This is a genomic window from Fulvivirga sp. AWR4_260, from assembly GCF_056158185.1.
Window position 1 is genome coordinate 154,065 of sequence record NZ_JBSWSU010000001.1, and the last position, 24,536, is coordinate 178,600.

At 37.0% G+C, this 24,536-nt stretch carries 23 protein-coding genes; 8 read left to right on the forward strand and 15 right to left on the reverse strand.

Features of this window, described 5'->3' with window-relative positions:
* Positions 1-128 precede the first annotated feature (128 nt).
* The 6 genes from ACXACQ_RS00715 to ACXACQ_RS00740 all read right to left on the reverse strand — a co-directional run bounded on the left by ACXACQ_RS00715 (position 129) and on the right by ACXACQ_RS00740 (position 4,858).
* A complete protein-coding gene (locus ACXACQ_RS00715; RefSeq protein ID WP_474973996.1) occupies positions 129-500 on the reverse strand; it encodes a T9SS type A sorting domain-containing protein in 372 nt (123 codons plus the stop codon).
* Positions 501-637: 137 nt separating this feature from the next.
* Positions 638-2,134, reverse strand: a complete 1,497-nt coding sequence (locus tag ACXACQ_RS00720) for an NAD(P)H-hydrate dehydratase (protein ID WP_474973997.1) — start codon at positions 2,132-2,134, stop codon at positions 638-640.
* 1 nt (position 2,135) lies between these two features.
* The gene (locus ACXACQ_RS00725; protein WP_474973998.1) at positions 2,136-3,353 is read right to left on the reverse strand and encodes an NADH-quinone oxidoreductase subunit D; all 1,218 of its coding nucleotides are present in this window, start codon (positions 3,351-3,353) and stop codon (positions 2,136-2,138) included.
* A gap of 2 nt (positions 3,354-3,355) precedes the next feature.
* Complete coding sequence (locus tag ACXACQ_RS00730) at positions 3,356-3,841, reverse strand: NADH-quinone oxidoreductase subunit C (RefSeq protein WP_474973999.1); 486 nt, start codon at positions 3,839-3,841, stop codon at positions 3,356-3,358.
* Positions 3,831-4,361, reverse strand: coding sequence for an NADH-quinone oxidoreductase subunit B (locus ACXACQ_RS00735; protein ID WP_474974000.1), 531 nt, complete (start codon positions 4,359-4,361; stop codon positions 3,831-3,833). The genes ACXACQ_RS00730 and ACXACQ_RS00735 overlap by 11 nt, the downstream gene beginning before the upstream one ends.
* Before the next feature lie 11 nt (positions 4,362-4,372).
* Positions 4,373-4,858, reverse strand: coding sequence for an NADH-quinone oxidoreductase subunit A (locus tag ACXACQ_RS00740; RefSeq protein ID WP_474974001.1), 486 nt, complete (start codon positions 4,856-4,858; stop codon positions 4,373-4,375).
* A 257-nt stretch (positions 4,859-5,115) separates the two neighbouring features.
* On the opposite strand from ACXACQ_RS00740, the gene ACXACQ_RS00745 reads away from it, so the two are divergent.
* Together ACXACQ_RS00745 and ACXACQ_RS00750 are read left to right on the forward strand one after the other, a co-directional pair.
* Positions 5,116-5,556: a Dps family protein gene (locus tag ACXACQ_RS00745; protein WP_474974002.1), complete on the forward strand. Its 441-nt coding sequence runs from the start codon at positions 5,116-5,118 to the stop codon at positions 5,554-5,556.
* A 99-nt stretch (positions 5,557-5,655) separates the two neighbouring features.
* The gene (locus tag ACXACQ_RS00750; RefSeq protein WP_474974003.1) at positions 5,656-6,393 is read left to right on the forward strand and encodes an SDR family NAD(P)-dependent oxidoreductase; all 738 of its coding nucleotides are present in this window, start codon (positions 5,656-5,658) and stop codon (positions 6,391-6,393) included.
* Between the two features lie 164 nt (positions 6,394-6,557).
* On the opposite strand, the gene ACXACQ_RS00755 is transcribed toward ACXACQ_RS00750, so the two are convergent.
* The 5 genes from ACXACQ_RS00755 to ACXACQ_RS00775 form a co-directional block, all read right to left on the reverse strand.
* Entirely contained in the window at positions 6,558-8,096 is a 1,539-nt protein-coding gene (locus tag ACXACQ_RS00755; RefSeq protein WP_474974004.1) for a YifB family Mg chelatase-like AAA ATPase, read from the reverse strand.
* 1 nt (position 8,097) lies between these two features.
* A complete protein-coding gene (gene lpcA, locus ACXACQ_RS00760; RefSeq protein WP_474974005.1) occupies positions 8,098-8,673 on the reverse strand; it encodes a D-sedoheptulose 7-phosphate isomerase in 576 nt (191 codons plus the stop codon).
* A gap of 8 nt (positions 8,674-8,681) precedes the next feature.
* Positions 8,682-9,038, reverse strand: a complete 357-nt coding sequence (locus ACXACQ_RS00765; RefSeq protein WP_474974006.1) for a hypothetical protein — start codon at positions 9,036-9,038, stop codon at positions 8,682-8,684.
* Positions 9,039-9,108: 70 nt separating this feature from the next.
* Positions 9,109-10,932, reverse strand: a complete 1,824-nt coding sequence (locus ACXACQ_RS00770) for an ABC transporter ATP-binding protein (protein ID WP_474974007.1) — start codon at positions 10,930-10,932, stop codon at positions 9,109-9,111.
* 57 nt (positions 10,933-10,989) lie between these two features.
* A complete protein-coding gene (locus ACXACQ_RS00775) occupies positions 10,990-12,687 on the reverse strand; it encodes a hypothetical protein (protein WP_474974008.1) in 1,698 nt (565 codons plus the stop codon).
* A gap of 315 nt (positions 12,688-13,002) precedes the next feature.
* On the opposite strand from ACXACQ_RS00775, the gene ACXACQ_RS00780 reads away from it, so the two are divergent.
* The 6 genes from ACXACQ_RS00780 (at position 13,003) to ACXACQ_RS00805 (ending at position 18,333) form a co-directional block, all read left to right on the forward strand.
* Complete coding sequence (locus ACXACQ_RS00780; protein ID WP_474974009.1) at positions 13,003-13,248, forward strand: type B 50S ribosomal protein L31; 246 nt, start codon at positions 13,003-13,005, stop codon at positions 13,246-13,248.
* A 74-nt stretch (positions 13,249-13,322) separates the two neighbouring features.
* Complete coding sequence (locus tag ACXACQ_RS00785; protein WP_474974010.1) at positions 13,323-14,507, forward strand: GlmU family protein; 1,185 nt, start codon at positions 13,323-13,325, stop codon at positions 14,505-14,507.
* A 4-nt stretch (positions 14,508-14,511) separates the two neighbouring features.
* Positions 14,512-15,630 carry a DNA polymerase III subunit gene (locus ACXACQ_RS00790; protein WP_474974011.1) on the forward strand — a complete coding sequence of 373 codons (1,119 nt, stop codon included), beginning with the start codon at positions 14,512-14,514 and terminating at the stop codon, positions 15,628-15,630.
* Positions 15,630-16,565, forward strand: a complete 936-nt coding sequence (gene hemC, locus ACXACQ_RS00795) for a hydroxymethylbilane synthase (RefSeq protein ID WP_474974012.1) — start codon at positions 15,630-15,632, stop codon at positions 16,563-16,565. Before ACXACQ_RS00790 ends, hemC begins: the two co-directional genes overlap by 1 nt.
* Entirely contained in the window at positions 16,552-17,433 is an 882-nt protein-coding gene (locus ACXACQ_RS00800) for a peptidylprolyl isomerase (protein ID WP_474974013.1), read from the forward strand. Before hemC ends, ACXACQ_RS00800 begins: the two co-directional genes overlap by 14 nt.
* A gap of 3 nt (positions 17,434-17,436) precedes the next feature.
* Complete coding sequence (locus ACXACQ_RS00805; RefSeq protein ID WP_474974014.1) at positions 17,437-18,333, forward strand: SDR family oxidoreductase; 897 nt, start codon at positions 17,437-17,439, stop codon at positions 18,331-18,333.
* Between the two features lie 115 nt (positions 18,334-18,448).
* Here ACXACQ_RS00805 and ACXACQ_RS00810 read toward each other — a convergent pair whose 3' ends face one another.
* From ACXACQ_RS00810 to pafA, 4 genes are all read right to left on the reverse strand, one after another.
* The gene (locus ACXACQ_RS00810) at positions 18,449-20,782 is read right to left on the reverse strand and encodes a DUF5723 family protein (protein WP_474974015.1); all 2,334 of its coding nucleotides are present in this window, start codon (positions 20,780-20,782) and stop codon (positions 18,449-18,451) included.
* A 242-nt stretch (positions 20,783-21,024) separates the two neighbouring features.
* Positions 21,025-21,147 (reverse strand): MetS family NSS transporter small subunit, encoded by a 123-nt coding sequence (locus ACXACQ_RS00815; protein WP_474974016.1) that lies wholly within the window; start codon positions 21,145-21,147, stop codon positions 21,025-21,027.
* Positions 21,144-22,646, reverse strand: coding sequence for a sodium-dependent transporter (locus ACXACQ_RS00820; protein WP_474974017.1), 1,503 nt, complete (start codon positions 22,644-22,646; stop codon positions 21,144-21,146). The genes ACXACQ_RS00815 and ACXACQ_RS00820 overlap by 4 nt, the downstream gene beginning before the upstream one ends.
* A 207-nt stretch (positions 22,647-22,853) precedes the next feature.
* Entirely contained in the window at positions 22,854-24,476 is a 1,623-nt protein-coding gene (gene pafA / locus ACXACQ_RS00825; protein WP_474974018.1) for an alkaline phosphatase PafA, read from the reverse strand.
* Positions 24,477-24,536 lie beyond the last annotated feature (60 nt).

Here is a 24,536-nt window from a genome sequence, read left to right on the forward strand (position 1 = left end):
TCCTTGAATATGACTCAATTAACTAGTAAAATTAATCTTAAATAGAATCAATTTAAATCAACTCAAAAGGGCAAAAAAAATGCCACTGATAAAATCAGTGGCATCGAAATTTATATTCTACTAGGGCCTTACCTTTTCAAGAACTTATAAGTTTCTTTGAAATAGCCTTCTTTATCTCGCATAGCCAGAAAGTAATAACCGGGCTCCAAATCTTCAATTCTAATTCTAAATTCATTATCGGCTAATTTCTCTACATTGGCTACCACTTCATTTCCAATAATGTTATGTACCTTGAATTCTGCCAGTTTAATTGTAGCTTTCTCTAATTTCACATTCAGAAAATCTGTTGTTGGATTAGGAAACATCTTTACAACATTATTTTTTTCGTATAATTGCTCATTAGAAAAACGATCCATTTCACCGCTTCTCTGTGCATATGCAGTACTACAACCTATCGCACAAAATCCAAATATTATTAATGACAGTACATATTGTTTCATAAGCAATCTATTTTGTGATAAACTACCAAAAACCGATCCAGAACCAATTTCAAATAATTTATTCTCTTATTCTTCGTTATCCATGTAAGTAAATTACGTAGAGTCACTAGTCAATGTTTCATTAATACCAGCAATTCTCAAGTATTTACAATTTCGCTATAAGCGTCAGGTAAATAATTAACAATATCGGATGCCACCATCCCTATTGTTCCTTTATATTTTTTTGCAATATCACCAGCCTTGCCGTGTAGGTAAACCCCCAATATTGCGGCATCCTTTGGAGTATATTGCTGAGCAAGCAATGAGGTAACCACTCCTGTTAAAACATCACCACTGCCGCCCTTAGCCATACCTTCATTTCCACTTCCATTAAAATAAACCTCTCCCGATGGAAGAGCAATAGAAGTATGCGCACCTTTCAGTATAACTATGATTTTATATTCTCTGGCTAATGCCTTCTGCTTCTCTAATCTCTCGTAATCATCTCCCCATTCTCCAACAAGGCGCATAAACTCTTTAGGATGAGGTGTAATTATCGAATTTTCGGGCAGAATTTCAAAAATTTCTCTATGAACAGCCATAATATTCAGTCCATCAGCATCAATTACTAAAGGTCTGTCAAATGACTGTACAGCTTGCATAACACTATAGACTGTCTCCTTTTCCTGTCCTATACCAGGTCCAATTCCTATAGCATTATATTTGGCTTCATCTGCATAACTCGTCAGGCATTTATCTCCCTCATCTGTAAGTGCCATTGCTTCAGGCACTGCCAATTGCATTATTTCATAGCCACACTTAGGAATATACATAGTCAGCAAACCTACTCCTGATCGGATAGCTGCAGAAGCAGAGAGAACTGCTGCGCCCATTTTTCCATAACTTCCAGACATTATCAGAGCCCTTCCATTATCACCCTTATGCGCGAATTTAAGAGTGGACTTCACGAGCTTTTTAGCCTGCGCCACACCGATGTAATAATAATCAGTACTTTGCTGCTCTACTCCCTGACGAGACAAACCAATATTAACGGCTACCCAATCACCCACAAACTGGGCATTGGAGGGAAACATAAATGCTAATTTTGGTAATTGAAAAGTAACTGTAAATTGAGGTTGAACGATAGCTCCACTACTTAATGGCTCATTGGCAAATAGCCCCGAAGCAATGTCAACCGAAACTACAATGGCATCAGCATTATTTATTACACTTATAACATCAGCATACAAGCCTTGAACAGGTCGACTAAGACCTGAACCAAAAATAGCATCAATAATTACTCCTTGAGAAACGCTTATTTCATCACTATTTTCAATCCACTGAATATCTACATGATCTTTCAGCCGTTTATAATTAATCGAAAAATCATCAGTAGCTTTTGCTAATTCTCCAATAGCGTAAACACGTACTTTATAATGCTTTTTATGCAGCAATCTGGCGATTGCTAATCCATCCCCGCCATTATTACCTGTTCCGCAGACTATAGTAATACTATGTTTTGGATCAAACTTAACAATAAACCAAGCAACAAATGCCTCAGAAGCCCTTTCCATCAAATCGATAGATTGTATGGGTTCATGTGTTATGGTATATTGATCTACATTTCGGATTTGCTGTGCGGTAAGAATTTTCATTTTATCTATCTACTTCTCCAAGTACAATATCAATAGAGCCTAGAATTGCAATTAAATCTGCAACAAGACTACCTTTTGATAACTCGGAAAGGATAGAAAGGTTTACAAAACAACAAGATCGAACCTTACACCTGAAAGGAATATCACTTTTACCATCTGCCCTAAAGAAGTATCCTAATTCTCCTTTTGGCGTCTCAGACCTAACGTAATGATCTTGTGCTTTAGGTCTAATTTTTTTCGGAACCAGAGCCTGTGGATCAAACTCCCTGTCCCTTTTATAATTACCAGTAAGTTGATCCAAACATTGTTCGATAATTTTCACTGATTCATCCACCTCCTGCACCCTCACGTAAGTCCTATCCCAACAATCACCTTTGGTTCCTACCAAACCCTCTCCTACGGGCACATCGAAATCCAATTCAGGATAAACTGAATAACCATCAACTTTTCTTAGATCAAATTTAAGGCCCGAGCCTCTTAACATAGGCCCTGTAACACCATAGTTAATAGCTAAATCCAATGGCAATACACCTACATTAGCGGTTCTTTCAACAAAGATCTTATTTTCCATTACCAAGCGCTTGAGCTCTACCAACTTTGGCTTTAGGTAATTGATAAACTCCTTACAACGCTCTTCAAAACCTACGGGCAGATCGTAGAATAAGCCGCCAACCCAGATATAATTATAAAGCATTCTGGCTCCACTCGCCCATTCTAGCAACCTTATAATATATTCTCTATCGCGCATCACCCATAAAAATGGCGTAAAAGCTCCGATATCCATAGCATAGGTTCCAACAGCAACAAAATGTGACGCTATTCTATTGAGTTCCGACACAAGCACACGTACATATTCAACTCTTTTAGGAATCTTATCATCAATTCCTAGCATTTTCTCAACTCCCATAGCAAAACCATGCTCAGAGTTCATTGCAGCTAAATAGTCTAACCTATCTACGTATGGAATAATCTGATTATAAGATAAGGCTTCAGTGTGCTTTTCAAAACACCGGTGCAAATAACCCAAGTGCGGCACTACTTCTTTTACTACCTCACCATCTGTGATTATCTCTAACCTCAGCACACCATGCGTGGACGGGTGCTGCGGGCCCAGATTAAGAATCATTTCTTCAGACTTGAGATCTTCTTCTTTGAACTTATTAGGTTCTGAATCAAGAAGATTAGTCTTGTTGTATTTATATTGTATTTGATTAGCCACAGTTAATATTGAACTTTAACACCCCTGTAATATTCAGGATTTTCATAATCCTTTCTTAACGGATGCCCTTCCCAGTCTGCGGGCATCAAAAGCCTTCGTAAATCAGGATGACCTGAAAAACTTATTCCTAAAAGGTCATAAGTCTCCCGTTCATGCCAATCTGCCGTTTTCCATATATCTACCAAAGAAGGAACTATAGGCGCTTGTCGGTCTAAAATCACCTTAATCATTAAGCTGTGCTCGTAAGGAATGGAATACAGGTTGTAAACCATTTCCATAGTATTTGCGTCCACGCCATTATCAATGCCAGTCACACACGAAAGCATATCAAAATAAAGACCTTCTTTTGTGTGCAAGAGCTGACAGACTTGTAATAAGTGCTCAGGCTTCACAAATATTGCCTTAGGGGTAGCTTTTTCATCAACTCCATCAATAGCATCATCTCCCAAAGCAGCCTTAACTATGGCTATAATCTCTTCAAATAGCATCTTCCTTCTTTTCTTTCATTAAATTTTCCAATGCAGTAGGAGCCATCAACGATTCGTTACGTATTTTCTCCTGCAGTTTCATGAAACCGCCTATCAAAGCTTCCGGTCTCGGAGGGCAACCCGGCACATATACATCTACGGGTATAATTCTGTCGACTCCTTTTACCACATGATATCCATGCTCCCAATATGGACCGCCACAATTAGAACAAGAGCCCATAGAAATTACATAACGAGGCTCAGACATCTGCTCATACAACCGTTTTATCCTATCTGCCATTTTAAAAGTAACAGTACCAGAAACGATCATAACATCTGCCTGCCTAGGAGAAGCCCTTGGAGCCATACCAAACCTATCCATATCATAAGCGGCAGCACCGGTAGACATAAATTCTATAGCACAGCAAGCAAGTCCAAAAGTAACAGGAAACATAGAAGACAACCGTGCCCAGTTAATGAGGTCATCAACCTTGGTTACTATTACACCTCCACTATTAAATTGCTTATCTAACAAGCCCATATTAAAATCATTTATTTCTTAGAAGTAGTGTACTTTTCATTCACCTGCTCATAAAGATTGGTAGGGACAGGCGACTTATAATTTTTTATTCCGGCATTAGATTTAGGCCAATCTAAATACCCCTTTACCCAGGCATATGCCAACCCCAAAGCTAAAATAACGATAAACAAAAACATTTCTGTAATTGAAAACCAGCCCCACAAACCGTCTGTCTGCTCTATTAATTGTTTATTTCCAAATACAGTTGCCCAAGGGAATATAAAAACTACTTCTACTTCAAAAAGTAAAAACAAAAGTGCAATAACGTAAAACCTTATATTGAAACGAGCCCACCCTGAACCAATAGGCTCTTCACCACTCTCATAGGTTTCTAATTTTTCAGCATTGGGTCGCCTCGCTCTTATAAGAGAAGAAGAAAACAAACCTCCGAGAATAAACACAGTACCTCCAATCATAAATAAAAGTACTTCTCCAAATGCTGATATATTACTATTCATAAAATTGTGTATATGACCAAAGATAGGAAACTAAAGCTGTTTTTATTTCTTAAGCCATAACATTTCGATTCTTCAACGGCATTACTGCACAAAACATGGCAAAAATAAAACATTCATACTAATATAAACCATAACTCACAGCCTCCTCATCATCACTTTTGGTTATTTACACATAGAATTTACTGATCTTTATCATTATGTATTAATAGCTAGAATACCGACATTTGAACCATCAACAACATGAAAAAGAATCTACTATGGATAACAAAGAATTAATAGAAAAACTGAACGTTTTATTAGCAGACTACCAAATCTACTATCAAAACTTAAGGGGCTTTCACTGGAATATTCAGGGTAAATATTTTTTCCAGCTACATGACAAATTTGAAGAATTGTACACCGATTCAGCGCAAAAAATTGATGATATAGCCGAAAGAATACTAACTATAGATGGTATTCCTTTACACTCGTTTGATGACTACATTTCTACTGCTACCATAAAAGCTAAAAAGAATATTCATGATGGAGAAGGTGCTGTTGGAGCAGTAATAGCCGATTTAAATAGCATTCTCGATTTAGAGAGAGAAATTAAAGACCATGCATCAGCAGATAATGACGATGCTACGGAAGACCTAATGTCTGACTTCATAGACGAACAAGAAAAAACCTTATGGATGCTAAAGGCTTGGATGAAATAATTCACGCTTTTAGAAACATATAGTTTATGTACTAGTTTAGAATATACACCTGCACCATCCCGTGCGCTTCTTTGCGCATGGGATTTTAACTTTTATACGATGCCCAAACAAACCAAAAAGACTATTTTAATTCTAGGAGCCAACTCAGATGTAGCAAAGATGGCTTTAAAAATTTACACTAAGGAATTAGGGCATTATGTAATTGCAGCTTCTAGAAACACAGATTCTTTGCTACAGTTCAAACAACAACACGACATTTCGGACGAACAAATTTTCATCTGTAAATTTGACGCTACCGACTACGCTAACCATCAAGCCTTTTATGAGCAACTCCCAAAAAAGCCTAATATTGTAGTGTATGCAGCAGGATACCTAAAAGATAACATTGAAGCTTTGAATGATTTTGATGGAGCCCATCAAATGATGAAAGTCCACTATATAGGCGCGGTTTCCATTCTTAACATTATAGCTACAGACATCAATAACAATCACCTTGAGCAAATCATTGGGCTTTCGTCTTTATCCGGAGTAAGAGGCAGAAAGAGCAATTTTATTTATGGCAGCACCAAATCTGCATTTACACAGTACCTGGCAGGACTACGTCAACATTTATTCAATAGAAAAATTAAGGTTAATGTAATAGTAGCAGGTTATATCAGAAGTAAAATGACCGAAGGATTAGACTTAACAGAATCGCTAATGCTTGAGCCTGAATTCATTGCTAAAGCTGTGGTAAATGCAAACAGGAAGTTCATTATAGTACCTGGCTTCAAGTGGAAAGTCATCTACCAAATACTTCGCATTTTACCAGAAAGCCTGGTTGCAAGACTTCCATAAAATCAATATTATTATTTACCTCTAGGCTTCTCTTTTAAAGAAAATCAACCTACAACCCTGATGAGGAATCCTTTTAAAGGCAAACGAATTCAAATTAATTATTGAATTTGAAAATGAATATTAGGATATATTTAAAAGAAGAGGCAATGATCAATACAGCCATACTAACCAGCCCAACCTTCACGATCTAAGCTACGGTACTGAATAGCTTCAGCCAAGTGTTCTATCTGTATTTCTTTTGACTCAGCTAAGTCTGCGATAGTTCTAGAGACCTTTAAAATCCTATCATAAGCGCGTGCCGACAGGCCTAAACGTTCCATTGCTTTTTTCAATAGCATTCTTCCTGGTTCAGATATTTGACAAACATCTTTCACCATCTGTGACGGCATCATGGCATTGCAATGTATTTCCTTTTTATCCTCAAAGCGCTCGTGCTGAATCTCCCGAGCCTTTATTACTCTAGTTCGGATCTCTTCACTACTTTCTGTTTTTCTATTAGCAGTCATTTCATCAAAAGATACCGGAGTTACCTCTACATGCAAATCTATACGATCGAGCAAAGGCCCACTTACTTTACTCAAATAGCGCTGCACTACTCCTGGAGCGCAAACACACTCCTTTTCAGGGTGATTGTAATAACCGCAAGGGCACGGGTTCATGCTTGCAATGAGCATAAAATTAGCCGGATAATCTAATGATATTCTAGCTCTGGAAATCGACACTCTACGCTCTTCCATAGGCTGCCGCATCACCTCCAATACAGTTCTTTTGAATTCAGGAAGTTCGTCTAAAAACAAAACTCCGTTGTGAGCAAGGGAGATTTCCCCTGGCTGAGGATTACCTCCACCGCCTACTAAAGCCACATCACTAATGGTATGATGCGGTGATCGGTAGGGTCTAATAGAAATTAAAGAGGCCTGAGTACCTAGCTTACCCGCTACAGAATGAATCTTGGTAGTTTCAAGAGCTTCGTGCAAAGAAAGAGGAGGCAATATAGAACTTAATCTTTTTGCAAGCATGGTTTTACCTGCACCTGGCGGGCCTATCATAATGGCATTATGCCCACCTGCTGCAGCTATCTCCAGCGCTCTTTTTATATTTTCTTGCCCCTGAACATCTTTAAAATCAACTTCATAGTTATTCAACTGAGCCATAAACACATCTCGTGTGTCTACATGCAATGGCTCTATGTTTAATTTACCTTCAAAAAAATCTACCGCCTCTTTTATATTATCTACGCCAATAACATCTAAATCATTGACAATGGCAGCTTCTTTTGCGTTTTCTCGCGGTAAAACAAAGCCCTTGAATTTGTTTTTTCTAGCCTCTATGGCAATAGGCAAAACACCCTTTATCGGTCTTAGGTCACCGTCTAGCGACAGCTCTCCCATAATAACGTATTCAGAAAGGTGTTCTGCATGTATTTGTTCAGATGCTTTTAATATTCCTAGCGCTATAGGCAAATCATAAGCACTGCCCTCCTTTTTAATATCGGCAGGTGCCAAATTGACCACCACCTTTTGCCTCGGCATACGAAAACCATGAAATTTAACTGCTGACTCTACACGGTGTTCGCTTTCCTTTACCGCGCTATCTGGCAAACCACTCATAAAAAACTTAGTGCCTTGCCCTACATTTACCTCAATAGTTATAATTCTTGCATCAACTCCGTATACTGCCGATCCAAAAGTCTTTGCCAGCATATTAAATCATCTTTTCTATCAACAAAATCATTATATGAATAACCTTGATATGAATTTCCTGAATACGATCTGCAAAACCATAATGTGGTACTCTTATTTCCACATCAGCCAGCTCTCCTATTTCTCCTCCACTATTTCCTGTAAGCGCTACTACTTTCATATCTTGTGCTTTTGCAGCTTTTACCGCCTCCAGCACATTTTGAGATTTACCACTTGTACTAATAGCGAGTAATACATCTCCCTCTTTACCAAAACCTTCCACAAATCGTGAAAAAACAGCTGCATAACCATAATCATTTCCAACACATGAAATATAACTAGGATCAGAAATGGCCACCGCAGGCAAAGATTTTCTATCTCCTCTGAAACGCCCTGTCAATTCTTCGGCAAAATGCATGGCATCACAATGCGAACCACCATTACCGCAAGAAATGGCTTTGCCCCCATTTTTGAAAGCATCGGCAAATAACGTTGCTCCTTGCTCTACTTTTTGAACATTAACAGGATCTTCTAAAAACTTCTCAAGCACATCCGTAGCTTGGATGAGCTCCTCCTTTATCAACTGATGATTGGTCATTATAAAATTTATTGCTCTTTATCTATAGAACCTAGATTAGTATTCTCTTGTTCTGAAACGGGTGCCGCAGAAGGAGAACCTACTGAATTTAGGTCATACATTTTAGCTTTTAATGAATTGATTTGTTGTTCTAATTTTTGTCTTTCCTTCTTTTGACTACGCAATTCCATGCTTAGCAAAATCATGGAGGTAACAAATAAAATAAGTCCGAGTATTGAAGCGTAAATAGTTATTTCTATACTTTCTCTTAGCTTCATCAAAAAACTAATGTCTTCTGATTTGTAATACACAAGTATAGACGCCAATAAAAGCCCTAGGTGAAATAAAAAATAAATTAGATAAAAGATAGACTTTGGCTTTTTCATAAATTATAGTTTAAAAGCGGGAAAATAAAGAATATTCGGACTCAATATAAATAAAAATACAAAAAATCAATTAAGTATTTTGCATCGCATTTAGCTTTTTATACACTCCATCCTGCCCCAACAACTGCTCATGAGTACCTCTTTCTATTACCGTACCTGCCTGAATTACAATAATTTCATCGGCATGCTGAATAGTACTTAAACGGTGAGCTATCACCAAAGAAGTTCTATTTTTCATTAAGTTTGACAGTGCTTCTTGCACTAATTTTTCTGATTCCGAATCTAAAGCTGAAGTAGCTTCATCCAAAATTAAAATAGGAGGGTTTTTCATTACCGCACGTGCAATGCTTAACCGCTGACGCTGACCGCCAGATAGCTTCATACCCCTATCGCCAATATTTGTTTCATAGCCATTTTCCAACCCTTCTATAAAGTCATGTGCATTAGCCACCTTAGCCGCACTTATCACATCTTCTAACTTAGCTTCTTCTACACCAAAAGCGATGTTGTTAAAAACAGTATCGTTAAACAAAATAGACTCTTGTGTTACAATACCCATTTGCTGCCTTAGAGACTCTATATCACATTCTTTTATAGGCTTACCGTCAATAGTAATATCTCCTTCGGTGGCATCGTAAAACCTTGGAATTAAATCTGCCAATGTTGATTTACCTCCGCCTGATGGCCCCACAAGAGCCACTGTTTTACCCTTTTTAAGATCAAAAGAAATATTTTTCAGCACATGCTCTTTATCGTAAGAAAAGCTCACATTATTAAAGGTTATCTTTTCATCAAACGACTGTAAGGTTTTGGCCGTAGATGAATTTTGGATAGCAGGCTTGGTATCAATTACATCAAAGACCCTACTGGCTGAAACTAATCCTTTTTGTATACCAGACAAACCTTGAGAAAATGCCTTAGCTGGAGATATTATTTGAGAGAAAATAGCCAAATAAGCAATAAATTGGCTCGCTGTAAGAGATGTTGAATCTTCTAACACAAGTTTACCTCCATAATAAAGTATAGCTGTAACTATTCCCACACCTAAAAACTCAGAAACAGGAGAACCTAATTCTTTACGGTAGGAGTATGACAAATTAACCTTTCTATAAAATCCAGTTTCGTTATCCATTTTACGCTGCACATATTTCAAAGCATTAAATGCTTTAATAATACGTATGCCCCCTAAAGTCTCATCCAAAATATTAACTATTCGCCCTAGCGATTCCTGACTTTCGATAGCCTTCCTCTTCAGCTTCTTAACAATATACCCCAAAATACCCCCACTAATAGGTAGTATTAATATAGTGAAAAATGTAAGCTGATATGATATTGCAAAAAGGGTGATGAAAAATATAATAACCTGAACAGGCTCTCTTAAAAGGGATTTTGGACTACCCAAAATAGAAACCTCCACCTCTTGAACATCATTAGTAATTCTAGAGATAAGGTCTCCCTTTCTCTCGTTACTAAAAAACCCTAAATGCATAATGGACACCTTATTATAAATATCCATCCTTAAGTTTTTCACTACATCTAGTCTTACCCTTGCACTTATTATAGCGGCTAAATACCTAAATATATTGGTCAATAGCACCGAAACAAGCACTACTAAACAAACAAACATCAAAGCCTGCTTTTCACCATAATCATTAATAATGTGGGTGAAATAATAATTGAAGTAAGATTTAACATAGTCTATACTTAATGAAAAACTCTCTGGCTTTTCAAACACCTCATCTGGAGCTTGCCCAAACAAAACATTGAGCAAAGGCATCAGCATAGTGAAATTAAGCACACTAAAAGCTGCGCTTAAAAAGATATATAAAACGTATTGAGGAAAAAGTATATTCAGTCTTTTGGCATAGCTAAAGACCCTAAAAAATAATTTCATATTTCGATCTCGAAAATTTCTGTGTTCAAACCGGTTTGCAATTTACTGCTTTCAGCACTAAAACTCATTGTATCGATGTGGAATATTCCATCTGATAGCGGCTGATGTATAGTTCGTTTTTGTGTTATTTAGCTCATCATCGCTCTCTATTTGGCGGTACATCTGATTAAGATCTATAAACAGATTATGCTTTAATTGATAACTCACACCTAAACTAGCATATTGTAATGTATTAGAAATTCCCTGCCCTATTTCATTGTTATATTCTTGCTGGCGCGTTACATTTTCTTTTAAAATATCCCCCCCCCAATTCTCATCCTCCGCATCGCTACCATATTTAGCATAAATTAACTTGGCCGTCAGTTGTAACCTGGCTACAGGCTGATAACGAGCAATACCAATAAATTCATTGAAATTAGCACCTAGAGGATGTGCCAATGATTGCTTATAATGGCTATAACTTCCATACTTAGTATCATGCGAGTATGTGAACGGACGAGCCACATTGGCCTCGGCCTGAAAATCCAGATTATTAACCCCAAAAGCATTAATATATTTAGCTCCTAATTGTATTGCGTATTTATTAGCCCACCATCCATCATTGTCCTTAATATGAGACAATACAAATTCATCCAACACCACTTGGCCATAAATAGAAAGTTTCTTAGCCGGCAACCATTTAAAATCTGCTCCTAGCAGCACGTTATCTGAACTACCATTTTGCTGCTCAATAGCCCTATAAAAAATTATTGGATTTAAATACTTTAATTGATATCCGTTGTTATTACCCAAAGAATCATAATCGCTAAAAATCACTGATTCAAATAAACCTACATTAAGCTTCTTTCCAATATTGACACTTAAATGATGTAGTGACATATATTTTTTGTCATAACTTCTACTGCCTGTCAGTCCATTACTATTACCCAACACATTGGCAGTCATCTCGGTAAACAAATTAGTGTAATTTAATTTCCAGATTTGAGTCTGCATTTTTAAAAACAAATAGCCCGGTGCATAGTCAGAAAGAATTAATGAGCGGTAGCCGTTACCAATCTTAAACCTGTCGTGCCCAAATTGAAGGTTGATATGTTTTGTAGCATTAAAACTGATATATCCTCTGGCTGTGAAAAAATCAACTCCATTATCTTTAAAACCTTTCCAAAACCCTTCATGAGGCACTACCAAATTTGAAGCAATGCCTTCCCTAACGTACTCAGGAAAAATAGCTTGATTTTCTCCTATAAAAGAATAGAAGCCCACTTTACCGTCAATCAGTCCCCTCACCTCTACTCCTCTGGTATTCACAAAAGTTTTATCATCAGCAGCTGTCTCCTTCCCCGCGCCCAAATACAGCACAGGGTTAATGTGAAGATCAAAATCTTTGGTAGTAACATGATAAAGATCTGACTTTACTTTATAGAAGTGCTTTAATACAGGTTTTTTACTCTCGTTATCAACTGTATCGGCATACTCCCAATTATCATTACTTAGATAGTTAATGTTAAATACATCAACCTTACTCCAGTCATGGTCAGTAGATTTCAAAGAGTCTGCAAATTGTGCAATTCGCTCCCTTTGATAAGCTTTCCATGAAGTGAAGATACCATCATATATCTGTCCCCCTTCAATTTCATACCTATCAATAAGGTGATAATAGTCGCTATTAAGTGGCGCATTGCTACTCTGAGAATAACTTATAAAAGGCATTACTGCTATTAGCAGCAAAAAAGTATACCGATAAAAGTTCTGCATTATGTCTATAATATTTAATTTAACTTCATTAATTTAAGCTTTATATCTCAATTAATGCCTAAGTGACCACATTAAACAAAATCAATTCAGAAGAAAAACACAATTAATATAAAAGCGCGTAAAAATACCTTTTTATATACAAATAATATTTCGACCTTTGCAGACTATTAAAAGCAACCAATAACAACATTCGCTCAGACTAGAGAAGAAGTTTAAATGATTTTAAAAATTAAAATCACAAAAGCTTTTGCACTTTATTTTAAATAAGTAAATTTGTGCCTCTTTTGGGAAGATCGAACAGAAAAGGTATATAAAATGAAAAAAGAAATACATCCAGATTACAGAGAGGTAGTTTTTTATGATACGTCAAGTGAATATAAATTCATGACGAAATCTACTATGTCTTCTAGCGAAACTATCAAATGGGAAGATGGTAACGAATACCCATTAATTAAAGTGGAAGTAAGCTCTGCTTCTCACCCATTCTACACAGGTAAAAAATTATTTGTGGATACTGCAGGTAGAGTTGAGAAGTTCAACAAGAAATACAAAAAGAAGTAATTCTTTTAGAATAATATTTAATTTAAAAAGTCTTCAGGATAAGCTAATCTTGAAGACTTTTTTATTTTTGTATAATGAATGTAATTCTTTTTGACGCACCCGAAATAAGAACCTCCCTACTCCCACTAACATTCACAAGACCTACGGCTGAAATACGCATAGGAATACTTACCATAAGCCAAAAATGGGCTAAGCACCTACAGACTGAAGTTTCTTACTTCACTGAAGAGTACCTACAAGATAAATTCCCATTACAAACTAGTGAAGACAACTTTTGGATTAACGGTGCAGCATGCCCCACTGCCGAGTTAGCTAAAAAAATAGCTTCATTGGAAGCTAATACAAAAATCACTTTTCATGGTAAGATCATAGCCGCCAGGTCTTCATCAAATTTACTCGATGATTTAGCAAGCCTTAAAGAAGTGGTATGGCAAGAGGAGATTACCATCATAGATGAAAGATGGAAAATTTTCAAAAAAAATGCCGAACAGCTTAGGATTGACTTTCAATTAATAACAGATGGAAGAACATCTGCCCCATTAACAGATCCATACACAGCTGTTTACAACAAAGAAGACATCTTTATTGAAGAAGGGGCCACTATAAAAGCCGCAGTTCTAAATGCCGAAAACGGACCTATTTACATTGGGAAAAATGCTCAGGTAGGTGAAGGAGCTATCATTAGAGGCTCTTTTGCTTTAGGCGAGGGGGCCATTGTAAATGTAGGCGCTAAAATAAGAGGTGACACCACTATAGGACCTTATTGTAAAGTAGGAGGAGAAGTGAGTAATTCGGTATTATTTGGCTACAGCAACAAAGGCCATGAAGGGTTTATTGGAAATACCATAGTAGGAGAATGGTGTAATTTTGGAGCTGACACCAATACATCCAATCTTAAAAACAATTATGGTGATGTCCAAACATGGAACTATGCTTCTGACTCATTCACCAATACTGGACAAACATTTTGTGGTTTGGTAATGGGTGATCATTCGAAATGCAGCATCAATACCATGTTTAACACCGGTACAGTAGTAGGAGTCTCAGCCAATATTTTTGGAGCAGGATTTCCTAGTAAATTTATACCTTCTTTTTCATGGGGCGGAGCTGAGAGCATCACCTCTTATCAATTAGAAAAAGCCAATGAAGTAGCCTCAAAAGTAATGGGCCGCAGAAATATTGACTTTAACGAAATAGAAAGAAAAATTTTTGAAAAAGTATTTGAGCTAACTGCCAAATACAGGAATTGGGAAAAATAAACATATGCAATTTGCCGACATAAAAGGGCTGGATACAGTAAAAACCCAGCTTATAAATGCTGCAAAAAATGATCATGTAGCTCATGCACAATTATTTTTAGGAAAGCAAGGTAGTCCTAACCTACCTATGGCATTAGCTTATGCAACCTACCTAAATTGTGAACAACCATCAGATACTGATTCATGCGGCACATGCTCAGCATGTATGAAGAATGCGAAATACATACACCCAGACATGCATTTTGTGTACCCCGTAAGTGCTACAAAAAACATAACTGGTAAAGATGTAGTAAGCTCTAATTACCTTAAGGAATGGCGCACTTTTCTTATCAACTCTGCTCTAGGCAATTTGGACCAATGGTCTGCACACTATGGCGGAGAAGACAAACAAGGCAACATTTCAAAAGAAGAAAGTAGGCAGATAGTTAAAAACCTATCGCTAAAGGCCTTCGAAGGCAAATACAAGGTAATGGTCATATGGCTGCCCGAGTACATGAACCAAGCAGCAGCCAATGGAATATTAAAAATATTAGAAGAACCACCAGAAAGAACTATCTTCTTTTTGGTATCTAATGATTCAGAAAGACTACTGACTACCATCTTATCAAGAACGCAAATCGTTACTATTCCTAAATTTAGTGATGATAGCATAAAAGAACTTTTGATTGAAAATCAGAAGATAGCAGATGATCAAGCTATGCAAGTCGCACATCTGGCTGATGGAGATTACAATCTTGCATTAAAATTATTAAATAACATAGAGGACAACAGCCATCAGTTATTTACAGATTGGATGCGCGACTGCTTCAAAAAAGATTTTACTCAGCTGGTTCAAAAAAGTGACCAATTTCATGGCATGAATAAAATTGCACAGCGCAGCTTGTTTCAATATGCCTTAAATATGTTTCGAGAGGCACTGATACACACCGCAGCACCAGAACTCAAAAGAGTAAGCGGACAGGTTAACCAATTTATAGAAAACTTTAGCAAGGTAATGAACACTGATAAGGTAGAAGTTATTGCTAAAATGATTAACGATGCGCATTATCACTTAGAAAGAAATGCTAGTCCCAAAATCATTTTTCTAGACTTATCACTTCAAATTGCCCGAATAATAAAATAATGGAGAAAATTAAAATAGGCACAAGAGGGAGCAAATTAGCTCTTTGGCAAGCTGAGCATGTGGCTGAGCTATTGAAAAAAGGTGGAGTTGATTCCGAAATTATTACCATTGAAACCAAGGGAGATAAAATATTAGACGTTTCTATTGCTAAAATTGGCAGCAAGGGAGTATTCACTAAAGAAATTGAAGATGAGCTAAAAAATGGCAATATTGACATTGCCGTACATAGCGCTAAAGATATGGAGTCTAAACTTCCTGAGGAGTTTGAACTCATTGCATTTACAGATAGAGAAGTGGTTAACGATGTATTGGTAGGCACCGACATGACGATTTCTCTTGATAAAGAAGATCTTGTAATAGGAACTTCATCCACAAGAAGGGTAGCTCTATTAAAACATTTCTACCCACACATTAAAACAGTACCTGTAAGAGGGAACTTACAAACGCGGATAAAAAAGATGCAAGAAGGAGCCTGCGATGCACTTCTACTGGCATACGCAGGTGTACACCGCATGGAGTACGATGATATGATTATATCAAAATTACCGCTAGACAAGTTCATTCCTGCTGTAGGCCAAGGTAGCGTTGCCATAGAGTCATCAGTAAACCTTGATGCAGAAAAGAAAGCTCTGATAAGAAAATACGTAAACAACGAAACCACTGAGAAAAGGTTAATCTGTGAGCGTGCCTTTTTGAGAAAGCTAGAAGGCGGATGTAGCATTCCTGTATTTGCACTGGCCGACATTCATGATGAAACCATAACCATAAAAGGTGGTATTGTGAGCCTTGAAGGAGATAAAATCATCAGAAAAAGAATAATGCATAAAATTGATGATGCGGAACTGGCAGGTCAAGAACTAGCCGAGGAAGTATTATCAGCCGGAGGAGATGAGATTTTAAAAGACATTAAGAATAAGCTCAATGAAAATAACTAAAACTACTACTTACTTTTACCTTTTGCTTGCAGGTATGTTTTTTTTCAATTCCTGCGCTTCTGAAAAAGATTATCTAGTCACCATTCATACCGATTATGGTGACATGCATGCCATCCTGTTTGATGAAACACCTAAGCACAAAGAGAATTTCATTAAACTGGCAGAAGAAGGGTTTTATGATAGTCTACTATTTCACAGGGTTATTGAAGACTTTATGATACAAACAGGAGACCCTAACTCTAAAAATGCACAAAAAGGCTTGCCTTTAGGAAATGGAGGTCCAGAATACAATATTCCCGCTGAGTTTGTACCTTCTTTGTTCCATAAAAAAGGCGCATTATCTGCTGCTCGTCTGCCCGATAATATTAACCCTGAAAAAGAGTCTAGCGGTAGTCAATTCTATATAGTACAAGGAAAAACATGGACTAAAGAAGAACTCACTACTGATTTAGAAAAATTAGGAAAGGCAGCACAACAATTAATGAACATAACAGATCAAGACTCTGTTAGACAACTGTTAATTAACACATATCAAACCCAAGGACCAGAAGCCTACGGCAACAAACTAATGGAGATGAAGGACTACATTGCTGCAACAATGCAAGAAGACCTATCAAAAAAAGTAGCTCCAGAAAGGTTAAAAGCCTACACCACTATTGGAGGGGTGCCACACTTAGATGATGAATACACTGTTTTTGGGCAGGTAATAGATGGCCTGGAGGTAATTGATAAGATAGCTACTCAGCCTACTGATAGAAGAGACAGACCGGAAGAAGACATAAGAATGATGCTGAAAGTAGAGGAAATGCCGAAGAAAAAAATAACTAAACTATACGGTTACGAATATCCAAACCCTAAATCAGACTAAAAAGTGAAAATCTTAATTACAGGATCAAATGGCTTGCTAGGCCAAAAGCTCATTAAACTTTTAACTAATGAATCAGGCATTGAAGTAATAGCCACTGCAAGAGGTGAAAATAGACTTCCTCAGGATGATAGTTACACCTATGCATCAATGGACATTACCAACGAAGAAGAGGTGCTTCAAGTAATAGAGAAGCATAGCCCTGATGCTGTAATTAATACGGCCGCAATGACTAATGTAGATCAGTGCGAAACTGATAAAGACGGCTGTTGGAAGTTGAATGTAACTAGCGTAGAGTACATCATTAAAGCATGCGCTAAAATAAATGCACATTTAGTACATGTTTCTACAGACTTTATTTTTGATGGCTCACACGGCCCGTTAGATGAAAATGAAAATCCAGCACCTGTAAACTACTATGGAGAAAGTAAACTGGCTGCAGAAAAACTAGTGCAAGAAAGTAACATCAAGTGGAGCATAGCCAGAACTGTGCTTGTTTATGGCATAGCTCATGACATGAGTAGATCCAATATTATACTCTGGGTGAAGGGCAGCCTCGAAAACAATAAAGAAATAAATGTGGTAGATGATCAATGGAGAACACCAACGCTAGCCGAAGATTTAGCTACTGGCTGCTATCTCATTGCCAAAAATAAGGCAGAAGGCATCTATAATATCAGTGGAGACAACATGCTATCTCCCTATGACATGGCCATACAAACGGCAGATTTCTTTGAGTTAGATAAGTCATTAATCCACCGCACAGATGGGTCTAAGTTTCAACAAACAGCCAAAAGGCCTCCCAAAACAGGCTTTATTATAGACAAAGCTAAAAATGACTTGGGTTACAAACCGCATTCATTTGAAGAAGGTCTTGCCGTATTAAAAAGTCAACTGCATTAAAAATCTATTGATTAAACACCGAACAAGAGTTAAACCTTATTCAATAATAGATCATAAAAAAGCACCACATGATACATGTGGTGCTTTTTTATGTGTTTTGATTTTAATATTCTTATTACTCAAATAACACCGTCATTTCTACACGTCTATTTGCTTTTCTTCCTTCAGCTGTGGAATTATCAGCAACAGGAAGTTTATCTCCAAATCCATCAACAATCAACCTCTCTGACTCTATTTCTTGAGCCGTTAAGAAATCAGCTACAGCCTGAGCCCTTTTCTTTGATAATTTCAAATTGCTAGCCGGGTTACCTACATTATCAGTATGGCCTTCAATTTTCAGTTTCCATTCAGGTTTCTTCTTCAATAAATTAGCTAACTCTACCAATGAAGAATAAGAAGATAATGCTATTTTATCGCTACCTGACTCGAACTCCAAATTCTTAAATGCCGTATTTAATATCTCTTGCTCCTCCTCCTTTATTTCCGGACAACCATGATTTTCAGGCACCCCAGGTATCAAAACACATTCATCTTCCTTATCTACCACTCCATCACCATCGGTATCAGCATACGGACACCCTGAGTTTTCTGCCGGACCAGCCAATTTCGGACACTTATCATCACTATCATAGATCCCATCTCCATCACTATCTGGGCAACCGCCTTTGGCAACAGGGCCCGCTAAGTCAGGACATGCATCTTCACTATCCTTCACTCCATCACCATCACGGTCAGGACAACCTTTCATTTCAACACTACCCGGCTCATCAGGACAAGCATCTTCACTGTCTTTAATACCATCTCCATCACTATCAGGACAGCCATTAAATTTTTTAATTCCGGCTACTTCAGGGCAAGCGTCTTCACTATCCTTTATACCATCACCATCAGCATCAGGGCATCCATTTAAAGCTTCTACTCCTGGCACGGTAACGCAGGAATCCTGACTATCCTGAATTCCATCTTCATCAGTATCAGGACATCCCTTAAACGCCCATACACCAGGCACTTTAGGACACACGTCATACTTATTAGACACCCCATCATTGTCCTTATCTTTCTTCTTTTTATAAGGAAGCCCAAATCTAATTCCTACATATACATTGGTGCTATTAGGGTCTTTACCTAATAAGAAATTACTAACAGCATCTCTAGATCCTAACACTAAACATGCTAAACGAAATGAAAATCCAGTATTTAGGTTAGCTAGCTTGTCGTAAGAAACAGGCAAACCAAACTCAAAATGCTTTCCTTCCCAACGTGGTGTAAGGGACACTGTACTAACATATCGGGTCTTTTCCATATCACCTCCACCTGCTTTCAAACCAATTTGCGTGGTGGCATTTACATAAAATCCACCTTTCACATTATAATCAAAATCTCCCACTAAACGAGTTGGTAAATTCATAGTATAGTCACCACCTCTTTGCAGCGTAAGTATATCTTCTATAACCTCATCTACATCACCATCAAGATTATTAACATCTAAATTTTCTGTAGATCCGCTAACATTTCCACTATCGTTACTCTTTTTGTATTTTATGCTTCCTAGATCGAGAATTGAAAACCCAGCTCTGAACTTATATTTATTCTTATCACGTCTCAGTAGTCCATCTTTTCCATCCATAGAATAGTGATAATCTTCAATATTGGGTCTAAATTCATACACCACACCAAGGTCTAGACCCAAGCCTAAATTCTCAAATGGGTTGTATTCAAATTCAACATCACTATCATTATAGGTTATATTATCAGAAAAACCTGTTTGTACATCTACGTCTATCAGGTCGACATAATCATTTGCCTGACCTTCGTATTTTAATTTTGAAAAATAGCTATATGCTGATGAAACACCATCAAGTAACTTCACAGTACCCGCTGCTTTCAAAAAATGTTTATCTTCATCAAGTACCACTCGCCCATAAGTCAACCCTAGCTCGTTCCATTGATGAGATTGCAAATAGATATTGCTCAAGTCAAAATAATCTCCATCTTCTATCACAAATTCCTCTTTGTCAATTATCTCATTGACAAAATCAGCAGACCTCTCACTTAGCCCATCGAAGTTAATCATACTCCGAGATCTCAATGTTAACCCCATAGCAGATTTGGGGTTAAGGGTCAGCATAAATGACAATGGAGCATATAGTTCAACAGACATCATCCCCGCCTTGTCGCTTTCCTTATCACTTTCTATCAACCTATCGTAATCAATATCAAAACTGCTATAATCCTCATGTGGGATTTTATAGTAATTATTGGCAATGTAACTACTAAATCCAATCAAATTGACTTGAAATTTATAACGGCTATCAACTATAGATGCTGGTTGATAGCTAATTCCTTGCACACCTGCATAATTACTTGAGTGAAATCCAAGCCAGTCTTGGGCACTGAGGCTTTTCACCGTAATCATCAAAAGAATAGTAAAGAAGTAAAAATGTTTCATTCAATTATATGAGTTAAAAAATCCAACTTACAAAGTAAATATATTATTTGTAATAAATATTAAAAAAATAACACAGAAATAAAGTATTGATATATCAATTATAACTCTGAGTTGTAACCCTCTTCATAGAAGATAATCGACAAAATGCTCTACTTCACTTTCATGCTCAACTTATATAATATAAAAAAAGCTTGTGAGATTACCTCCCACAAGCTTTAAAACATTTATTTATAATTAGTTAACTAATCTTTTATTTCAGATTTTCTTTTGGCTTCATTTCTCATAGCTAGTGACAAAAAGTATAAAAACCCTCCAAATACGCCACCAAAAATACATACCATTGATACTATTGCTCCTGTACTCATTTCTTCACAAAGGTTTTATATAAAAATTTATTTAGAATAATGCCTACTATAATTACAATGCTCCATTGTGTAATAATGGAAGCATTGCTATATACATCAAATACATTCCAGTTACCATTAGCATCGAACCATGGGTACTCTGAATATCCTTGAGACATCCACCAGTATATTAAAATAACACCTAAAAAGAAGTTAAAAATGAGGGATACTTTAAAGAAAGTTGGCGGTATATTAAAATCAGAATCCGTATCAATAAATTCTTCTTTGAATTTACGCACACCATATTTTAACACAGCTACCACTATAAATAGACCAGAAATAATAAGACCAATACCCCACACCCAATCTTGATTATTAAATACATCTAGTGAGTATGCTGAAGGGAAGCCAAAGATAATACCAAACACACCGGCTCTTAAAGCTGCTTGCCCTCGAGTAAAACCCATATCTTTTAAATTACTAATGAAGAGCTCTACCATTGGTAATAAAGAGCTAAAAGCAGCCAAGAAAAAGGCTGTAAAGAATATAAATGAGAGTATAGCTCCTCCTTTAACTGTAGCAAACAATTTAGGGATAATGGTAAAGGTTAATGCTTGATTACCACTTTGCAAAAATGAAATAGCTTCACCCTCGCTACCTGCAATAGCAAATACTGCTGGCAAAATGGCCATTCCTGCCATTAATGAAGCGGTATTATTACCAAAACCACCTATAAATGTATTTAAAACAACATCTTCTCTTTGCCTAGAATAAGAAGAAATAGTCATAATTAACCCCCAACCGGCACCTGTAGACCAAGCAGACTGAGAGAGAGCTTCTATCCATATTGTAGGGTTAGAAAAATGTTTTGTATCTATAGAATACATATACTCTAGCCCTTTGAAGCCATTCTCCATATTCAATGCCATCCCTGTTATAATAAACAGTAAAATGAACAAAGTAGGGATTAGTATTTTATTGGCTTTCTCTAAGCCATTTTGCACACCTCTACCCAACACATATAAACCTGCTATTAAAGCAGCAAGGTATAAACCTATAGTCCAAGGGCTATTGTAAGCTATTGAGTTCCAAAATTCATTCATAAATTCTGGATTTTTATCCAATTCAGAGCCTATAACATTTGTACCATTAATGAAGCCCCATAAGTTTTCTATAGATAAACCTAAGTATCTTAGAGCCCACCCAGTAACTACTGCGTAGTAAAATGCTATACCTAAGGTACACACTGTAATAAAAAAGCCTCCCCAAGTAAGACCTTTACCTCCTACACTACCAAATGAACCTATTACTCCTTTTTTAAATTTTTTACCTATTGAAAATTCGGCCATTAAAATAGGGATAGACCAAACGAGTAAAAAAAGTATCCATAAAATAAGAAACGCCCCTCCATACTGCCCTGCTAACCGTGGAAACCGCCAGAGGTTACCTGCTCCAATGGCCATTCCTAAGGAAGCCAATACAATACCCCAACGATTACTAAATTCTTCTGTTTTCGACATAAACTATTTAAGTATGTTTTTGATTATTAAAAATTTAATCAGCGCACAGTATATAAGGAATTTAAGATGAAAAAGAAAATCAAATTACAGATAATACCAAATAGTACCCTGGCGCCATCCGATACATGCATTATCCGTGCACTTCACCCCAAAATAAAAGGGCAAAAAAAACACCTGCAGGTAGCTGCAGGTGTTTTTTTTAATATTTTAATTGTTCTCGAACAGTTCTTCGGCTGGTTGACCGGTAGCTCCATTCGGCAGCATAATATTTAGCATCATGGCCAATGAAGGAGCAATATCTGTTATAGGGTGATACTGCACTGACGTTCCGTGTGGAATATTGGCTCCGTAAAACAACATCGGCACGTGGGTATCATAAGTATAAGAAGATCCGTGTGTAGTACCTGTATTATGAGTCCTTTTATGAGATTCTAACCAGCTCGGCTCTAAAGCATACAAAACATCTCCTGACCTCTTGTGATTGTAGCCTCTGGTAAGAAGGCCCTTAATACCGATTATTTCATAATTAAAGTTATGAATAACGTAAGCAGGATAGGCTTCTTTAATTCCAGCAAGTGTCATTAGATAATGGGCAACATCTTCTTCTACTTTATGAAGATCTGCTGATTTACTCAAAATAGTTTTATGGTTTAAAAAGATTTGGCCATTACTCACATTTTCTACCCATGCCCCATCGCCATATTTTGCAGCCAGCAGGCTATCAACCTCACTTTTTAAGTGATGCACGAAATAACCCGAAGGTATTTTATTATCTAAAAAATACTGAGGCACATCTGACACTGCATGATCTGCAGTTAAGAATACAACATAGTTACCTTTGCCTACTTGCTGATCTAATGCATTTAGTATAGAAGCTATATTTTTATCTAACCTGATATAGGTATCTTCTACCTCTACCGAGTTAGGCCCAAATCTATGCCCTACATAATCTGTAGAGGAAAAGCTTACTGCCATAAAATCAATCTCCGTACCTTGCCCTAATTTCTCACCTTCTAAGGTGGCTAATGCCATTTCCTTCAGCATATCATTGCCAAAAGGCACAGCTGCCAATTGCCCAAAATCCTTTTTATTTAATTTATACCCCTTAGCTAATTCACTCCCCTCTCCATAAAAATCACCCTCATAATTATTTACATCAGTGCCTGCCGCAGTATATGTCTCAATTTTATTGATTGGCTCCCATTTTTTTGATAAAAACTGTTTTGCCAAGTGCTGGCCATTAAAAGTATTTAACCAAGCAGGCAATTCGTTTTTATAATAGGTACTTGTTATAAAATTACCGGTTTCACTATCATACCAATATGCCTCGCCTAAATGACCTGCCGGAAAGATAGCACCCCTATCTTTTATAGAAATTCCTATAGTCTTAGATCTTTTTTGAGTCGCTAGCTTTAATTCATCAGTAATAGTGGTGGTTAATAAATTTCGAGGTGACATCATTCCTCTATTAGAACTACTACCAACGGTCTTCTCTGTGCTGTCATAAGCACAGTAGATCATCTGGTTTATATCTTTTGAATACCAATCGTTGGCTATAATACCATGAATGGCAGGCGTAGATCCGGTATATACTGATGTATGCCCCGGGCCAGTGTAAGTAGGCACATAATTAAAATGTGCATTCTTAAACATAAAACCATCATTAATAAGCCTATTGAAACCATCTTGCCCAAATTGATCATTAAATCGATACAGGTACTCCTGTCTCATCTGATCTACGATAATACCCACCACTAACTTGGGCTTATTCTGAGCAAATAGCATTGAAGATGCTGATAATAACAATAGAGTTAATGAATAACGGATCATAGTATTAAGCTTTGGCTCCTGCAATTATAAACAATTATTCACAGGGCGTCTGGCTATTTA

What these genes read in the sequence shown, in the direction of transcription:
- ACXACQ_RS00715 (WP_474973996.1), bottom strand. Translation starts at nt 500, where the DNA reads ATGAAACAATATGTACTGTCATTAATAATATTTGGATTTTGTGCGATA.
- ACXACQ_RS00720 (WP_474973997.1), bottom strand. Translation starts at nt 2,134, where the DNA reads ATGAAAATTCTTACCGCACAGCAAATCCGAAATGTAGATCAATATACC.
- ACXACQ_RS00730 (WP_474973999.1), bottom strand. Translation starts at nt 3,841, where the DNA reads ATGCTATTTGAAGAGATTATAGCCATAGTTAAGGCTGCTTTGGGAGAT.
- ACXACQ_RS00735 (WP_474974000.1), bottom strand. Translation starts at nt 4,361, where the DNA reads ATGGGCTTGTTAGATAAGCAATTTAATAGTGGAGGTGTAATAGTAACC.
- ACXACQ_RS00740 (WP_474974001.1), bottom strand. Translation starts at nt 4,858, where the DNA reads ATGAATAGTAATATATCAGCATTTGGAGAAGTACTTTTATTTATGATT.
- ACXACQ_RS00745 (WP_474974002.1), top strand. Translation starts at nt 5,116, where the DNA reads ATGGATAACAAAGAATTAATAGAAAAACTGAACGTTTTATTAGCAGAC.
- ACXACQ_RS00750 (WP_474974003.1), top strand. Translation starts at nt 5,656, where the DNA reads ATGCCCAAACAAACCAAAAAGACTATTTTAATTCTAGGAGCCAACTCA.
- ACXACQ_RS00755 (WP_474974004.1), bottom strand. Translation starts at nt 8,096, where the DNA reads ATGCTGGCAAAGACTTTTGGATCGGCAGTATACGGAGTTGATGCAAGA.
- lpcA (WP_474974005.1), bottom strand. Translation starts at nt 8,673, where the DNA reads ATGACCAATCATCAGTTGATAAAGGAGGAGCTCATCCAAGCTACGGAT.
- ACXACQ_RS00765 (WP_474974006.1), bottom strand. Translation starts at nt 9,038, where the DNA reads ATGAAAAAGCCAAAGTCTATCTTTTATCTAATTTATTTTTTATTTCAC.
- ACXACQ_RS00770 (WP_474974007.1), bottom strand. Translation starts at nt 10,932, where the DNA reads ATGAAATTATTTTTTAGGGTCTTTAGCTATGCCAAAAGACTGAATATA.
- ACXACQ_RS00775 (WP_474974008.1), bottom strand. Translation starts at nt 12,687, where the DNA reads ATGCAGAACTTTTATCGGTATACTTTTTTGCTGCTAATAGCAGTAATG.
- ACXACQ_RS00780 (WP_474974009.1), top strand. Translation starts at nt 13,003, where the DNA reads ATGAAAAAAGAAATACATCCAGATTACAGAGAGGTAGTTTTTTATGAT.
- ACXACQ_RS00785 (WP_474974010.1), top strand. Translation starts at nt 13,323, where the DNA reads ATGAATGTAATTCTTTTTGACGCACCCGAAATAAGAACCTCCCTACTC.
- ACXACQ_RS00790 (WP_474974011.1), top strand. Translation starts at nt 14,512, where the DNA reads ATGCAATTTGCCGACATAAAAGGGCTGGATACAGTAAAAACCCAGCTT.
- hemC (WP_474974012.1), top strand. Translation starts at nt 15,630, where the DNA reads ATGGAGAAAATTAAAATAGGCACAAGAGGGAGCAAATTAGCTCTTTGG.
- ACXACQ_RS00800 (WP_474974013.1), top strand. Translation starts at nt 16,552, where the DNA reads ATGAAAATAACTAAAACTACTACTTACTTTTACCTTTTGCTTGCAGGT.
- ACXACQ_RS00810 (WP_474974015.1), bottom strand. Translation starts at nt 20,782, where the DNA reads ATGAAACATTTTTACTTCTTTACTATTCTTTTGATGATTACGGTGAAA.
- ACXACQ_RS00815 (WP_474974016.1), bottom strand. Translation starts at nt 21,147, where the DNA reads ATGAGTACAGGAGCAATAGTATCAATGGTATGTATTTTTGGTGGCGTA.
- ACXACQ_RS00820 (WP_474974017.1), bottom strand. Translation starts at nt 22,646, where the DNA reads ATGTCGAAAACAGAAGAATTTAGTAATCGTTGGGGTATTGTATTGGCT.
- pafA (WP_474974018.1), bottom strand. Translation starts at nt 24,476, where the DNA reads ATGATCCGTTATTCATTAACTCTATTGTTATTATCAGCATCTTCAATG.